The 15,620-nt window shown below is 70.6% G+C and carries 9 protein-coding genes; 7 read left to right on the top strand and 2 right to left on the bottom strand.

What is annotated here, in order from left to right:
* Window positions 1–107 precede the first annotated feature (107 nt).
* The gene (locus OG252_RS16135; protein WP_329336841.1) at window positions 108–2,963 is read right to left on the bottom strand and encodes a glycoside hydrolase family 3 C-terminal domain-containing protein; all 2,856 of its coding nucleotides are present in this window, start codon (window positions 2,961–2,963) and stop codon (window positions 108–110) included.
* A 351-nt stretch (window positions 2,964–3,314) separates the two neighbouring features.
* Between OG252_RS16135 and OG252_RS16130 the strand changes: the two genes are divergently transcribed.
* From OG252_RS16130 to OG252_RS16100, 7 genes are all read left to right on the top strand, one after another.
* Window positions 3,315–4,997 carry an extracellular solute-binding protein gene (locus OG252_RS16130; RefSeq protein WP_329336839.1) on the top strand — a complete coding sequence of 561 codons (1,683 nt, stop codon included), beginning with the start codon at window positions 3,315–3,317 and terminating at the stop codon, window positions 4,995–4,997.
* A gap of 26 nt (window positions 4,998–5,023) precedes the next feature.
* Window positions 5,024–6,058, top strand: coding sequence for an ABC transporter permease (locus OG252_RS16125; protein WP_266433175.1), 1,035 nt, complete (start codon window positions 5,024–5,026; stop codon window positions 6,056–6,058).
* Entirely contained in the window at window positions 6,055–7,017 is a 963-nt protein-coding gene (locus OG252_RS16120; protein ID WP_425587648.1) for a carbohydrate ABC transporter permease, read from the top strand. Before OG252_RS16125 ends, OG252_RS16120 begins: the two co-directional genes overlap by 4 nt.
* Before the next feature lie 130 nt (window positions 7,018–7,147).
* Entirely contained in the window at window positions 7,148–9,361 is a 2,214-nt protein-coding gene (locus tag OG252_RS16115; RefSeq protein WP_329336837.1) for a 1,4-beta-glucanase, read from the top strand.
* On the top strand, window positions 9,361–11,328 hold the full coding sequence (locus tag OG252_RS16110; RefSeq protein ID WP_329336835.1) for a beta-galactosidase: 1,968 nt from the start codon (window positions 9,361–9,363) through the stop codon (window positions 11,326–11,328). Before OG252_RS16115 ends, OG252_RS16110 begins: the two co-directional genes overlap by 1 nt.
* 26 nt (window positions 11,329–11,354) lie before the next feature.
* Window positions 11,355–13,580, top strand: coding sequence for a glycosyl hydrolase family 95 catalytic domain-containing protein (locus tag OG252_RS16105; RefSeq protein WP_329336833.1), 2,226 nt, complete (start codon window positions 11,355–11,357; stop codon window positions 13,578–13,580).
* Between the two features lie 45 nt (window positions 13,581–13,625).
* Window positions 13,626–14,357, top strand: coding sequence for a glycoside hydrolase family 12 protein (locus OG252_RS16100; RefSeq protein WP_266433167.1), 732 nt, complete (start codon window positions 13,626–13,628; stop codon window positions 14,355–14,357).
* Window positions 14,358–14,389: 32 nt separating this feature from the next.
* Here the strand turns inward: OG252_RS16100 and OG252_RS16095 are convergent, their stop codons facing one another.
* Window positions 14,390–15,583, bottom strand: a complete 1,194-nt coding sequence (locus OG252_RS16095; RefSeq protein WP_329336830.1) for a sulfotransferase family protein — start codon at window positions 15,581–15,583, stop codon at window positions 14,390–14,392.
* Window positions 15,584–15,620 lie beyond the last annotated feature (37 nt).

The raw sequence follows: 15,620 nt of genomic DNA, 5'->3' as shown, positions 1-15,620 counted from the left end.
CAGACACCTAGCTAATGGGAACCATTTTCAGCTAAGCTCCCGAAGGGGCCCGGCACCGATGCCTTCCGGTGCTGGGCCCCTTCTCTGCGCCGGTCTCCTCCGGACCCTCAGCCGGAGAAGCCGACGTGCGCGAGCCGCAGCGGGCCGCGCAGTCTCAGGTGGACGTCGTGCACGCCCTCGGCGACGAACCCGGCGCCGAGCGTGGTGTAGGCGTACGGCCCGGAGCCGGCCGCGTCCGAGGCCAGGGTGGCCAGCGTCGGCCCGCCGTCCAGGGCGAGCTCGACCACGCCCTCGCCCGCCACCGACACCGTCACCCGCGTGGCACCGGCGCCGAAGTCGCAGGCGCGGTAGACCAGTTCACCGGTCCGGCCCTCCGCCGCCGTCACCGCGTCACCCGCGGTCTTCGTACGGTCGACGATCTCGACGCCGCTCTGGTCGTCGAAGTCGGCGCCGTCCAGGCCGCGTTCGAGCACCGGACGCGGGGCCGAGGGCTCGCCGTCCAGGAGGACGGTCGTACGAAGGCGGACGTCCTCGCTGGAGGCGCCGGCCAGCAGCTCGTAGGGGCCCGGCTCCAGGCGCCACCTGCCCTGGGCCAGGTCCCAGAACTCAAGGGAACGCAGGGGGACTTCGAAGGCCAGCTCCGTCTCGGCGCCGGGTGCGAGTGTCACGCGCCGGTGCGCCAGCAGTTCGCGGCGCGGGCGCGGGACCACCGGGTCCACGGCGCGGGTGTAGAGCTGGGCGACCTCGTCGGCCGTGACGTCACCGGTGTTGGTGATCGTGAAGGAGACGTGCAGCGTCTCGCCCTCGACGCGGGAGCTGAGACCGCCGTAGGAGAACGTCGCGTACGACAGTCCGTGTCCGAACGGGAACAGTGGCGTGCCCTCGAAGTAGAGGTACGTCTGACGGCTGCCGATGACGTCGTAGTCGAGGAGGCCGGGCAGGTCGGCGTCGTCGGCGTACCAGGTCTGCGGGAGGCGGCCGGCGGGGGAGACGTCGCCGGCCAGGACGCGGGCGAGGGCGGTGCCGGCCGCCTGGCCGCCGTGGGCCGTCCACAGCACCGCGGGGAGGTCGGCGGTGTCGAGTGCGTAGGGGTAGGCGGAGGTCAGGGCCAGCACGGTGTTCGGGTTGGCGGCGCGGGCGGCGCGCAGCAGGCGCTCCTGCTGGGCGGGCAGGCGCAGCGTCGTACGGTCCTCCGTCTCGCGGCCGTTGATGTGCGGGTCGTTGCCCGCCACCACCAGGACCACGTCGGCCTCCGACGTGACCCGGCGCACCGCGTCCTCACCGCGCTCGACGGTGATCAGCGTGAAGATTTCCGGCGCATCCGCGATTTCCGGATTCCCGGCGGCAACCTTGACCCCGTCGGCGCCGACAGAGACGTGGCGACCCGTACCGACGTGCCTGAGGAGGTGTCCGTTCTCGTGCGGCTCCAGCCGGAACGTCTCCTGGACGATCCAGCCTCCGGGCTGGTCGGCGGAGGCGCGTACGTGGCCGTCCTCGGCGACCGAGAGGTAGCGGCCGTCGGGCGCGCGCAGGGTCAGGACGCCCTCGCCCCAGTCGACGAGCGCGAGTTCGGTGCCGACGGCGGCCGCGGTGAGCGGGGGCAGGTCGGTGCGGCCCGCGAGCAGGGCCGGGTCCAGCGCGCCCTCGGCGCCGCGCACCTCGTCGGTCGCGTCCTGTGCCTCGGGGACGTGGAGGAACGTACCTTCGCGGGTCTTCAGCAGGACCCGGTCCACCCCCTCCGCGAACTCGACGCGCTCCGCGCCGAACCGCTCGTACAGGCCCTCCAGCGGGGTCGAGCGGTGGATGAGGGTGCCGCTGTACCAGTCGAGTTTGCACTCGTCGGCGAGCAGGCCTACCACGGCGATGCGGGTGTCCTGGGCCAGCGGCAGCACGCCGTCGTTCTTGAGCAGCACGATCGCCTGCTCGGCGGCCTCCTGGGCGAGCGCGCGGTGCGCCGGCGTGTCGAAGTCCGAGGTGTCGGCGTACGGGTCGTAGCGCGGGTCGAACTCGCCGAGCCGGAAGCGGACGGAGAGCTGGCGGCGGACGGCGGTGTCGAGGTCGGCCTCGGTCAGCAGGCCACGGTCCAGGGCCCCCTGGACGCGCGCGACGATCTGCGAACTGTCCGTCCCGTGGTCGGTGAAGCTGTCGACGCCGGCCAGGACCGCGGCCGCGGTGGCCTCCTCGTGGGTGTCGAAGTAGTGCTCGGAGTCGACCAGGTTGGTGGGCGCGCCCGCGTCCGAGCAGACCAGCAGCTCCTCGTCGGTCCAGGTGCGCAAGTGCTCACGCAGGTAGGGCGAGACGTGGTTCGGGCGGCCGTTGACCAGGTTGTACGCCGGCATCACCCCGGCCGTCGCGCCCGCCTCGACGGTCTCGCGGAAGGCCCGCAGGTCGTACTCGTGCAGCACGCGCGGGCGCACCGAACTCGACGCGGTGGCCCGGTCCGTCTCGTTGTTGTGGGCCAGCCAGTGCTTGAGGACCGGGGCCGTGCGCCAGTACGTCGGGTGGTCGCCGCGCAGGCCCTGCGTGTACGCGGTGGCGATGGCGGAGGTGAGCTTCGGGTCCTCCGAGTAGCCCTCCTCGTTACGGCCCCACAGCGGATGCCTCAGCAGGTTCACCGTCGGCGACCAGACGTTGAGGCCGACGCGCTCGTCACGGGCGCGCATCGCGCGGGTCTCCTTGGACACCGCCTCGCCGACCCGTCGCACCAGATCGGTGTTCCAGGTCGCGCCGAGGCCCACGGCCTGCGGGAACACCGTGGCCGGGCCCATCCATGCCACGCCGTGCAGGGCCTCCTGGCCGGTGCGGAACGCGGCGATGCCGAGGCGCTCGACGGCGGGCGTGAACTGGTGCAGGAACCCGGTCTTCTCGTCGAGGGTCAGCCGCGACAGCAGGTCGTCGATGCGCTTCGCGAACGGCAGGCGCGGATCGCGGAAAGGCGTGGTAGGCGGCGTTTGTGCGGTCACGTGGGGATCCCCTTGCGATGGAGCGGCGAAGCGCTTTCGAAGCGCTTCGATGCTGATTCGATCCGGGGGTGGGTGTCAAGACACCCCGGGGCAACAACTCCGACTCCCCACCGACATTTCAAGTCGCGTAAGAGCCCGATCCGATCCTCCATACCTCGGAGGAATCTTGGAAGCGACCCTTGTGCACCCCTGGGTGTTCACTTAACCTCGCAGCAACATCGAAGCGCTTCGACTACTTCGACTCCTTCGACTAGTCACTATGACCGCTTCAGCTCAGCCAGTTCCACTCAAGACACCGCAGCCGACGGCTCCACCGCCGGGTGTCCTGGTGCGCCATGAAGGGTTGACGCAATGACGCCGAACGCCGCCGCCTCCTCCGCCCCGAGTCGGAGAAGCTTCCTCGCCTCCACCGCGGTCGCCACCGCAGCGGTGGCCGGAGGGATGCCCTTGCTCGCCGCCTGCGGCGGCGGACAGAGCGGAAGCAAGGACGGCACCACCTCCGGGAAGGCGGCCGAGAAGCTCCTCCCGGCCTTCGTGGCGTCGACCGTCGTCGTGCCTGACATCCCCTCGAAGAACGGCTCGTCGGCCGGCTTCACCAAGCCGATCGACCTGGCCGCCCTGAAGACCTCGGTGCCCAAGAAGCTCGGCGGCGGCAGCCAGTTGAAGATCATGGCGCCGATGTGGGGCAGCCCGCCCTCCAACGACAACCCGTACTACACGGCCGTGAACGAGGCCGTCGGCGCCAAGGTCACCTGGCAGAACCAGGACGGCAACACCTACGACGAGAAGCTGGGCGCCGTCCTCGCCTCCAGCGACATCCCGGACGTGGTGGTCGTCCCGGGCTGGAACCTGAACGGCAAGATACCCAGCGCCATCAACGCCAAGTTCGCCGACCTCGGCCCCTACCTGTCCGGCGACAAGGTCAAGGCGTACCCGAACCTCGCGGCGGTGCCGACCGACGCCTGGCAGCGTTCCATCTTCGGCGGCCAGTTGCGCGCCATCCCGATGCCGGCCTCGTACGTGACGAACATCGTGCCCTTCTACCGCAAGGACATCTTCGAGGCGAAGGGCTACGAACTGCCCAAGACCGCCGACGAGTTCCTGGCCTGGGCGAAGGAGGCCACCGACGCCAAGGCGAAGGTGTGGGCCTGCGACGACCTGAAGTGGACCGCGTTCAACATCTACGGCGTCCTCAACGGCAGCGACAAGGCGCTGTGGTGGGACCTCAGGGACGGCAAGCTCGTCAACCGCATCGAGACCGACGAGTACCTCGAAGCCCTGGAGTGGATGCGCAAGCTCTACGCGGCCGACGTGGTCCACCCCGACGCCAAGGCCGTCAAGGGCGACGCGTCCAACCGCTTCACCGCCGGCCAGTCCCTCGTCTTCAACGGCGACATCTCCTACTGGTACGCCTCGACGGCCGAACAGCGCATCCAGAAGACGGACTTCGAGATGGGCGCGTTCGACATCTTCGGCCCCGACGGCGGCGACCCCACGCTGTGGGCGACCCAGCCCGCGGGCATCTTCACCTTCGTCAGCAAGAAGGCGTCCAAGCAGCAGATCAAGGACTTCCTGGCGCTCGCCAACTTCTGCGCCGCGCCGTACGGCACCAAGGAGTACATGCTCACCGTCTACGGCGTCGAGGGCACCGACTACACGCTGAAGGACGGCATGCCCACGAAGACCACCAAGGGCAACAACGAGGTCTTCGGCGCCTACGACTACACCGGTGACCCGGCCTCCTACCTGGCGCACCCCGACCTCCCCGAGATCGCCAAGCTCCAGGTCGAGTGGCAGCAGCGCATGGGCGCCTTCACCAAGAAGTCCTCCTTCTACGGTCTGACCATCACCGAGCCCAACCGCTTCACCAACCTCGCCAACGACTTCGAGCAGCTGGAGGACGACGTCGTCCGCGGCCGCAAGAAGATCAGCGACGTCCAGCAGGCCGTGTCCGACTGGAAGTCCAAGGGTGGCGACGGGCTGCGCGACTGGTACCAGAAGCTGCTCGACGACAACGGCTCCGCGGCCAACTGATCCAGGGCTGAGGCAAGGAGAAAGCCGTGTCCCACAGCACGGTGCCTCGGACCAGGGCCGAGGCGAAGACCGACGAGAAGACTCCGGCCGGGTCCGGCGACACGGCCGGCCCCCGGGGCAGGCGGCGCGCGGGAAAGCTGAGCCTGCGGCTCAGGTTCAGACGCGACCGCACGCTGATCCTGATGACCCTGCCGGCCATCCTGCTGCTCCTGGTCTTCAACTACATACCGATCTTCGGCAATGTGGTCGCGTTCCAGGACTACGACCCGTACCTCAGCGACAACGGCTTCGTCGCCATGTTCGAGAGTCCCTGGGTCGGCTTCGAGCAGTTCGAGCGGATCTTCCAGGACTCCGGCTTCTGGCACGCGGTGCAGAACACCTTCGTGCTGTTCTTCCTCCAGCTCGTGCTCTTCTTCCCCATCCCGATCCTGCTCGCGCTGGTCATCAACAGCGTGATCAGGCCCCGGGTCCGGGCGGTCGCCCAGGCGATCATGTACCTGCCCCACTTCTTCTCGTGGGTGCTGGTCGTCACCGTCTTCCAGCAGATCTTCGGCGGCGCCGGCATCATCGCGCAGACCCTCCGGCAGCACGGCTACGAGGGCTTCGACCTGATGACCGACCCGGGGATCTTCAAGTTCCTGGTGACCGCCGAGGGCGTCTGGAAGGACGCCGGCTGGGGCATCATCGTCTTCCTCGCCGCGCTCTCCGCCGTCTCCAACGACCTGTACGAGGCCGCCGCGATGGACGGCGCCGGACGCTGGCGCCGCATGTGGCACATCACGCTTCCCGCACTGCGCCCGGTGATCGCCCTGCTGCTGGTGCTGCGCGTCGGCGACGCCCTCACGGTCGGCTTCGAGCAACTCCTGCTCCAACGCGACTCGGTGGGTCCAGGCGCCTCCGAGGTCCTCGACACCTACGTGTGGTGGAACGGCATCCGCAACCAGGACTTCAGCTACGCCGCGGCCGCCGGCCTGATCAAGGGTGTGGTCGGTCTGGCCCTCGTGCTGACCGCGAACAAGGTCGCCCATCTCATGGGTGAGCAGGGGGTGTACAAGAAGTGAGCACCGTCATCGACAAGCCCGACCGGTCGGCGGCGCCCGACCGGGCCGCGTCCAGGCCGAGCCCGTGGGCCGCCCCGGAGCGGCCGGCCTGGGAGGAGGAGCCCTCGAAGGCGGGTCTCGCCGGCAAGGGGATCGTCCTCACCCTGGCCTGCTTCGCGATCCTCTTCCCGCTGTGGATCGTCATCGTCACCAGCCTCTCGTCGAAGAAGACCATCGACGCGACCGGCGGCCTCGTGGTGATCCCCAAGGACATCACCTTCATCGCCTACCAGGAACTCCTCAGCGGCGGGCAGGTCCAGCGCGCCGCCCTGGTCAGCGTGGGCGTGACCCTCGTCGGCACGCTGTTCAGCATGACGGTGTCCGTCCTGTCCGCCTACGGCCTCTCGCGCGTCGGCTCGCTCGGGCACCGCTGGTTCCTGATGCTGCTCCTCGCCACCATGTTCTTCGGCGCCGGCCTCATCCCGACGTATCTGCTGGTGCAGGCCCTCGGGCTGACCGACACCTACCTCGCGCTGATCCTGCCCAGTGCGGTGAGCGTCTTCAACATCCTGGTCCTGCGTGCGTTCTTCATGGGCATCTCGCCGGAACTCACCGACAGCGCGCGCATCGACGGGGCCGGGGACTGGCGGATTCTCTGGACGATCGTGATGCCGTTGTCGCGGGCCGTGCTCGCGGTGATCGCGCTCTTCTACGCGGTCGGGTACTGGAGCGCCTGGTTCAACGCGTCGATCTATCTGACCGACCAGGACATGATGCCGCTGCAGAACGTCATGATCCAGCTCGTCCAGAAGCAGGAACGGCCGGTCGGACTGGCCACCCAGATCAACACGGGTCAGCTCTCGCCGCTGGCCGTGCAGATGGCCGTGATGGTGCTGGCCCTGGTGCCGGTCGCGGTGCTCTCGCCCTTCGTCCAGCGGCACTTCAAGAAGGGCATGCTCACGGGCGCGGTCAAGGGTTGACCGGTTGGCGCCTTCTCAGAGGGGTGCTTCGGGTTTCTGGCGACTGCGGGCCCGTTGTGGCAGGTCGCGCAGTTCCCCGCGCCCCTCAAAGGTCTCTCCCCTCCTCCTTTCTTGCAGAACGAGGTATGTCATGCCTACGTCCAGCCTGAGTCGACGTGCCGTTCTTGCCGGGACCGCGGCCGCCGCCGCGCTCGCCGCAGTGCCCCTGGCTCAGGGACGTGCCTACGGCGCCGAAACCGCCGCCGTCCCCGCCTACCGCTGGCGCACCGCCGTCATCGGGGGTACCGGATTCGTCACCGGCGTCCTCTTCCACCCCTCCGTCCGCGGCCTCGCCTACGCCCGTACCGACATCGGCGGCGCCTACCGCTGGGACGACCGGGCCGCCCGCTGGACGCCGCTGACCGATCACCTCGGCTGGGACGACTGGAACCTGCTCGGGGTCGAGGCGATCGCCGTCGACCCCGCCCATCCGAACCGTCTCTACCTCGCCCTCGGCACCTACGCCCAGTCCTGGGCCGGCAACGGAGCCGTCCTGCGCTCCGAGGACCGCGGTGCCACCTGGAGCCGCACCGACCTCACCGTGAAGCTCGGTGCCAACGAGGACGGGCGGGGCGCGGGGGAGCGGCTTCTGGTCGATCCGCGGGACAGTGACACCCTGTGGCTGGGGACCCGGCACGACGGGCTGCTCAAGTCGACTGACCGGGGCGCCACTTGGGCGGCCGCGACCGACTTCCCGGGCACCCCGAGCGCGAGTGGGCAGGGCCTCACCCTCCTGGTCGCCGCCGGCCGCACCCTCTACGCCGGCTGGGGCGACTCGGACGGCACCTCGGCCAACCTGTACCGCTCCGCCGACGGCACCACGTGGGAAGCCGTCCCCGGGCAGCCCTCCGGCACCGCCGCCAAGGTCCCGATCCGCGCCGGGTACGACAAGTACACCCGCGAGCTGTACGTGACGTACGCCAACGCGCCCGGCCCCAACGGCCAGTCCGACGGCGGTGTGCACAAGCTGCGCACCACGGACGGGAAGTGGACCGAGGTCACGCCGGTGAAGCCGGGCGGGACCACGAGTGACGGATCCGCCGACAGCTTCGGTTACGGCGGGGTCGCCGTCGACGCCCGCCGCCCCGGCACCGTCGTCGTCTCCACCAACAACCGCTGGGCCGCGGTCGACACCCTGTACCGCACCACCGACGGCGGCCGCACCTGGACGTCCCTCAAGGACGCTGCCGTGTTCGACGTGTCCGAGACTCCCTTCCTCAACTGGGGTGGTGACAAGCCGAAGTTCGGCTGGTGGATCCAGGCGGTCGCCGTCGACCCGTACGACTCCCGGCATGTCGTCTACGGCACCGGCGCCACCCTCTACGGCACCCGGGACCTGAAGAACTGGGCCCCGCAGATCCGCGGCCTGGAGGAGACGGCCGTGCGCCAGCTGATCTCGCCCCCGGTCGGGGAGGCGCACCTGCTCAGCGGGCTCGGGGACATCGGCGTGATGTACCACGAGCGGCTCACGGCGTCTCCGTCGCGCGGCATGGCGACGAACCCCGTGTTCGGGTCGGCGACGGGACTCGCGCAGGCCGCGGCCAGACCGGCGTACGTCGTCCGCGCGGGCTGGGGCGACAACGGCAACGGCGCCTACTCGAACGACGGCGGTCAGACCTGGGCGCCCTTCACGGCACAGCCCCCCATCGCCAAGGACGCACCCGGTCCGATCGCCGCCAACGCCGACGGCAGCGCGGTGCTGTGGTCCTTCGTGCACTGGGACGGCACGAAGTACCCGGCCCACCGCTCGGCGGACAACGGTGCCACCTGGACCGAGATCTCCTCCTTCCCGAAGGGCGCCACGCCGGTCGCCGACCCGGCCGACCCGACGCGCTTCTACGCATACGACACCGACACAGGAACGCTATTCGCCAGCACTGACAGTGGCCTCTCGTTCACAGCGCGTGCGACCGGACTGCCCTCCGGCGACAGCCAGTTCAAGCTGGTCGCCGCCCCCGGCAGGTCGGGCGACCTGTGGCTCTCCACCAAGACCAACGGCCTCTACCGGTCCACCGACGGCGGGGCCACCTTCGCCAAGGTCGACAGCTGCTGGGCCTCGCACACCCTCGGCTTCGGCAAGGCGGCCGAGGGAGCCCGGTACCCCGCCATCTATCAGGTCGGCGCCACCGAGAGCATCACCGCCGTCTACCGCTCCGACGACGAGGCCAGGACCTGGGTGCGGATCAACGACGACGCCCACCAGTGGGGCTGGACCGGAGAGGTCATCGTCGGCGACCCGCGCCTCCACGGCCGGGTGTACCTCGCCACCAACGGGCGCGGCATCCAGTACGGGGAGCCCGTCTGATGCCCTCGCTGAACGACGCCACGCGCGGCCGCATCCTCTACGGCGGCGACTACAACCCCGAGCAGTGGCCCGAGGAGACCTGGCTCGAGGACGTCCGGCTGATGAAGGACGCCGGCGTCAACTCCGTCACCCTCGGCGTCTTTTCCTGGGCGAAGCTCGAACCACGTCCGGGGGAGCGGGACTTCGGCTGGCTGGACCGGCTGATGGACCTGATGCACGAGAACGGCATCGGGGTCGTCCTGGCCACGCCCACCGCCTCGCCCCCGCCCTGGATGGGCCACCTGCACCCCGACACGCTGCCCGTCGACCAGGACGGCCGCACCGAGTGGTGGGGCGGCCGGCAGCACTTCTCGCACTCCAGCGCCACCTACCGCCGGTACGCCGCCGCCGTCACCGAGGACCTCGCCGCCCGCTACGGCGGCCACCCGGCCCTCACGATGTGGCACATCAACAACGAGTACTGCACGTACGACTGGAGCGACGAGGCCGCCGTCCGCTTCCGCGGCTGGCTCCAGGGCAGGTACGGCACGCTCGACGCGCTCAACGAGGCCTGGGGCACAGCCTTCTGGAGCCAGGGCTACGGCGACTGGGCCCAGATCCACACGCCCCGCCACGCCCACTACCTGAAGAACCCCACCCAGGTGCTGGACTTCAAGCGCTTCACGTCCGACATGCTCCTTGAGTGCTACGTCGCCGAGCGTGACATCGTCCGCCGGGCCACCCCGCACCTCCCCGTCACCACCAACTTCATGCCGTTGTGGGTCGGTCAGGACGCGTGGCGCTGGGCCGAGGAGGAGGACGTCGTCTCGGTCGACCTGTACCCCGACCCGCGCGATCCGCTCGGCGCCCAGAACGGCGCCCTCGTCCAGGACATGACCCGCTCCCAGGCGCGCGGCCCCTGGATGCTGATGGAGCAGGCGGCGGGACCGGTCAACTGGCGGGGCGTCAACCACCCCAAGCCGCGCGGTCTCAACCGCCTCTGGTCGCTCCAGGCCGTGGCCCGAGGGGCCGACGCCGTCTGCTACTTCCAGTGGCGGCAGTCCCGGCAGGGCGCGGAGAAGTTCCACTCCGGGATGGTCAGCCACGCGGGGGAGGAGGGGCGGACGTACCAGGAGGTCAAGCAGCTCGGTGCGGAACTCGGCCGGATCAGCCGTGAGGTGACGGGAAGTCACACCGCCAACGACATCGCCGTTCTGCACGACTGGCACGCCTGGTGGGCCGGCGCCCAGGACGGCCGTCCGTCCACGCAGGTGGACTACCCCGACCTCCTGAGAGCCTGGCACCGCGCCCTGTGGGAGGCCCACCTCACCACCGACTTCGCCCACCCCGAGCACGACCTGAGCGCCTACAAGCTCGTCGTCGTACCCCAGCTCTACGCCCTCACCGACGCGGCGATCGAGAACCTCCTCGCGTACGTCCGCGACGGCGGCACCCTCGTCTCCGGCTTTCTCACCGGCGTCGCCGACGAGGACGACCGGGTGCGGGCCGGCGGCATGGACGCCCGGCTGCGCGAGCTCTTCGGCATCCGCACGCTGCACGAATGGTGGCCGCTGGACGCCGACGAGCACGTCGAGTGCGGCGGCTTCCGCGGCACCCTGTGGTCCGAGGAGATCGAGACGTCCGAGGAGGCCGAGGTCGAGGCCGCCTACAAGGGCGGGGAGCTCGACGGGCTGCCGGCCGTGCTCCGCAAGGGACGTGCCTGGTACCTCTCGACGCTCCCCGAGCCGGACGCGATGCGCGACCTGCTCGCCCGGGTCGCCGCCGGCGCCGGCGCCCGGCCCGTGCTCGACGCACTCCCCGCCCAGGTCGAGGCGGTCCGCCGCGGCGATCTGCTGTTCGTCCTGAACCACGGGCGCGAGTCCGTGACGGTCGAGGTACCGGGCACCCATCGCGACCTGCTGACGGGGGCGACCGTCCGGGGCGAGGTCACCCTCGGCCGCTACGGAGTGGCGGTGCTGAAGCCATGAAAGCTGAAGCCATGAAAGCTGAAGCCATGAGCACCGGTCCCGTCCACGGCACCTGGGAGCCGCGGCCCGCCGCCCGCTGGGAGGACGCCTTCCTGAGCGGCAACGGCCACCACGGCGCCATGGCGTTCGGCGATCCGAACGACGAGCGGATCGTCGTCACGCACCACACCCTCGTCCGCCCGAACGGCGGCGAAAGCGCCCGCCCGCCGGAACTCGCCGCCGAACTCCCCGCCCTCCAGGACCGGTTGCTCGCCGGAGAGGTGACCGCGGCCGAGACCTTCACCGACGGCCGCCCCCTCCAGTGGGTCCAGCCGTTCCACCCGGCCTTCCACATACGGCTGAGGGCGCCGCACGGGGAATCGCGCGCCTACCGCCGCTGCGTCGACTTCGCCACCGGCGTCGCCACGGCCGAGAGCGCGGGCCGGCGCAGCCAGGTCTTCGTCTCCCGCGCCGACGACGTCGTCGTCCAGCAGGTCACCACGCCCGACCTGGACATCGCCCTCGACCACCGGCTCCCGGGCGCACCCCACGACCTCGCCGTCGGCCACGGCGCCGTCCTCACCCCCGAGGGCGCCCTGCTCACCCTGCGCGTCCGCTACCCGGGCAGCGACCGCGCGTACACCGGGGTGACACTGGTCCTGGTCACCGGCGGCCGTACGACACTCACGCCCCCCGGGCTGCGGATCACCGGCGCCGAGTCGGTCCTGGTACTCACCCGCGTCCTGCGCCACACAGGCGCCCCGGGCGCCCCGGACAGCGACGTCCCGGACGCCCTCACCCAGGCCCGCGCCCTCGGCGACCTGATCCCGGACGACGAGGACCCGTACGCCCGCCTCCTGGACCGACACACCGAGCTCCACCGCACGGCCTACGAGCGCGTGACCCTCGACCTCGGGGCGGACCCCGCCGAACGTGCCCTGCCCGGCTCGGAGTTGCTGGCCCGACCCGACAGCCCGGCCTGCCTGGAGCGTCTCTTCGCCGCGGGGCGCTACCACCTGCTGTCCGCCTCCGGGATGCTCCCGCCCCGTCTGACCGGGCTGTGGACCGGAGACTGGAACACGGCCTGGGCGGGAGCGTTCACCAACGACGCCAACCTCAACCTCCAGACCTCCTCCGCCGCGGCCGCGGCGCTTCCCGAAGTCACCCAAGCCCAGGCCTCACTGATCCACCGTCAGCTCGACGACTGGGCCGACAACGCCCGCGCCGTCTTCGGCGCCCGGGGCGTGGTCGCCCCGCCCCACAGCGACGGCGAGTCCGGACTGACGTACCACTTCAGCCGTGAATACCCGCTGCACCTGTGGACCGCCGGAGCCGACTGGCTGCTCAAGCCGCTCGTCGACCACGACGAGACCCGCGGCGAACGCGACCCGCGCACGGCTCACGCCCTCGCCCAAGTCGCCCTGTTCTACGAGGACTTCCTCACCCGCACCGACGAACACGGCCACCTCGCAGTCGTCCCCTCCTACTCGCCCGAGAACCGTCCCGCGAACGCGAGCTGGGGCGCGATCAACGCGGCCATGGACCTCTCGGCCGCCCGCCACGCCCTGCTCACCGCCGCCGAGTACCACCCCGAGAACCCGGAGCAGGCGCACGGCTGGCGTGCCCTCGCCGACCGGCTCCCGCCGCACCGGATCAACGCCGACGGCGCGCTCGCCGAGTGGGCCTGGCCGGGCCTCGACGACACCTACGACCACCGCCACCTCAGCCACCTCTACGGCGTCTGGCCGCTCGACGAGATCAACCCGTACGACACCCCGGACCTCGCGGCAGCCGCGTACCGGGCCCTCGAACTGCGCGGCGCCGAGAACGACTCCGCGCACGGCCATCTGCACCACGCCCTCGTCGCGGCCCGGCTGCGCGACGGCGAACGGGTGGCGCACGCCCTCGGCCAGGTGCTCAAGGGGGACTTCTTCCACGCGTCCCTGATGAGCGCGCACTACCCGAACCGTGACGTCTACAACGCGGACGCGGCGCACACCCTGCCCGCCGTGCTCGTCGAGATGCTGGTGCAGTCGACGCCGGACCGGCTGGTCCTGCTGCCCGCGCTGCCGACGGCGTACCCGAAGGGCGAACTACGAGGCATCCGCACCCGTTTCGGGGCGACGATCGACCTCACCTGGAACCAGCACGAAGCGACCGCGGTGATCCGCCCCACCCGGACCCACCGCGTCGAACTCCGGACTTCCTCCGGTGCCGAGCCGCTCGACCTCGTCGCCGGAGAAGACCGCGTTCTCACTCTGGGGACGTGGTAATCCCCCCAATCCCCCGCATTTCCCCCCACCCATGGAAGGGATCCCATGGCAACACGCACCCGCACCCGCACCCGCATCCTCAGCAGGATCGGCAAGGCCCTGCTGCCCCCGGCCCTCGCGCTCGGGGCCACCGTCGGCCTCGCCTCCGCCCCCGCCTCGGCCGCCGTCTGGAACTCCTGCGACCAGTGGGGCAACACCAGCCTGAACGGCTACACGCTCTACAACAACATCTGGGGCTCCGGCGCCGGCAGCCAGTGCATCTGGGCCAACTCCGGCACCAACTGGGGTGTTTGGGCCGACCACCCCAACACCGGCGGCATCAAGTCCTACCCCAACTCCAAGAAGGTGATCAACAAGACGATCACCTCGCTCGGCTCGCTCTCCAGCAGCTACAACGTCACCGTCCCGTCGTCCGGCGCGTACAACACGTCGTACGACATCTGGGACACCGACTACGACTACGAGATCATGCTCTGGGTCAACTACAACGGAGCCGTCGGTCCGCTCGGCACCTCGCAGGGCAACGTGACCCTCGGCGGCCACACCTGGACCGTCTACAAGGGCAGCAACGGCGCCAACGAGGTCTTCTCGTTCCTGCGGACCTCCGACTCCAACTCCGGCACCGTGAACATCCTGCCGATCCTCAAGTGGATCAAGGACACCAAGGGCTGGATGGGCAACGAGACCATCGGTGACGTCCAGTTCGGCTACGAGGTCACCTCATCGTCCGGCGGCCTGGACTTCACCACCAACAACCTGACCGTCAGCAGCAGCTGACGTCACCCGAGGGCCGGGGCCGGTCCGTGCCGTCAGGCGCGGTCGACCTCGGCCCGCAGGGCGTTGTAGTCCTCGAAGGCCGCGTCCACGTCGGCGCGGCCGAGGCCGTAGCGGGCCAGGTCGTACCTGTGCGGCGGGCTGCCCTTGGGGCGGGCGGCCACCTCCGGGAGCCGGGCGGCGTCGGCCTCGGTCCAGCGGGCGCCGATCGCCTCGTAGAGCTTCGGGGCGCCGGTGGCCGGGTCGGAGCCGAGCCAGGAGTACGGGACGTCCACCAGGGACTCGCGCGGGACGGCCGCCCGGGCCGCGAGCCCGCGCCGCACCGAGCGGCTCAGCAGGTCGAGCCAGGTGGCGCCCAGGGCGGGCAGGTCGACCGCGCGGCGGGAGAGGGCCATCCCGCACTCGACCAGACTGCAGAACGAGGCCACGGCGGTCGCGGGGTCGCGGTGGGTCCACACGAGGGTGGCGTCCGGGAACACGCTGAGCAGGGCGTCGAGGTTCCCGGTGTGCATGGGGGACTTCAGGATCCAGCGGCGGCGCGGACGGCCGTACTGGAGCACCTGGAAGCACTCCTTGAGGTGCCGGTAGTCGGGGACGAAGTCCCGCTCGAACTGCCGGGCGTGGTACTCCGGCAGATGGGCCTGGGACAGCGGCACCAGGGCGTGCGGCAGGAGGAAGGTGCACTCCTCGGGGCCCTCGGCGGTCATGGGGTGGATGTCGCGGAAACGCGGGCTGAGCAGGTAGGTGCCGTCCAGCGTCCGGCGCGCGGACGTGATCGCCTTCTGCCGCTCTCGGGGCGAGGGGGCGAGGCCGGGCGCGAGCAGCTCCCACAGCCGGGGGCAGCGGTGCTCGTCGGAGAGGGACAGCACGCTGTGGGTGAGCGTGGTGGCGGTGCGCGGCAGACCCACCACGAACACCGGCTTCTCGATGCGCTCCCGCGCGATCGCGGGCTGCTCGGCGAGCAGCCGCCGGATCCGGGCCCGGTTGGTGAGATGCCTGCGGACGTGGGACCGCGCCGACTGCCAGCCGACCGGCGACAGGCCCTCGTCGGCCGCCCACTCACGCAACAGCGGCCTGAAGCCGTCGGTGAACCACTCGTCCCCGTCCGTCTGCCCGGCCTTGCCGGCGATCCGGTCGAAGACCCGGTCCGGGTCGCGCCGGGAACCGAGCGAAGGCCGCAGTAACAGATTGGCCAGCGTCAGAGGGAGGGGGCGGGGAGTGGAAGACACGAGGCGGGGTTCCTTTGTTCGGGGCGTGGGGCGGAGG

Origin of the sequence: Streptomyces sp. NBC_01352 (assembly GCF_036237295.1) — a bacterium.
Classification (GTDB): Bacteria; Actinomycetota; Actinomycetes; order Streptomycetales; family Streptomycetaceae; genus Streptomyces; species Streptomyces plumbiresistens.
Note: the sequence above shows the minus strand (reverse complement) of the source record. Positions and strands in the feature narration are given on the sequence as shown.

What these genes read in the sequence shown, in the direction of transcription:
- OG252_RS16130 (WP_329336839.1), top strand. Translation starts at nt 3,315, where the DNA reads ATGACGCCGAACGCCGCCGCCTCCTCCGCCCCGAGTCGGAGAAGCTTC.
- OG252_RS16115 (WP_329336837.1), top strand. Translation starts at nt 7,148, where the DNA reads ATGCCTACGTCCAGCCTGAGTCGACGTGCCGTTCTTGCCGGGACCGCG.
- OG252_RS16110 (WP_329336835.1), top strand. Translation starts at nt 9,361, where the DNA reads ATGCCCTCGCTGAACGACGCCACGCGCGGCCGCATCCTCTACGGCGGC.
- OG252_RS16105 (WP_329336833.1), top strand. Translation starts at nt 11,355, where the DNA reads ATGAGCACCGGTCCCGTCCACGGCACCTGGGAGCCGCGGCCCGCCGCC.
- OG252_RS16100 (WP_266433167.1), top strand. Translation starts at nt 13,626, where the DNA reads ATGGCAACACGCACCCGCACCCGCACCCGCATCCTCAGCAGGATCGGC.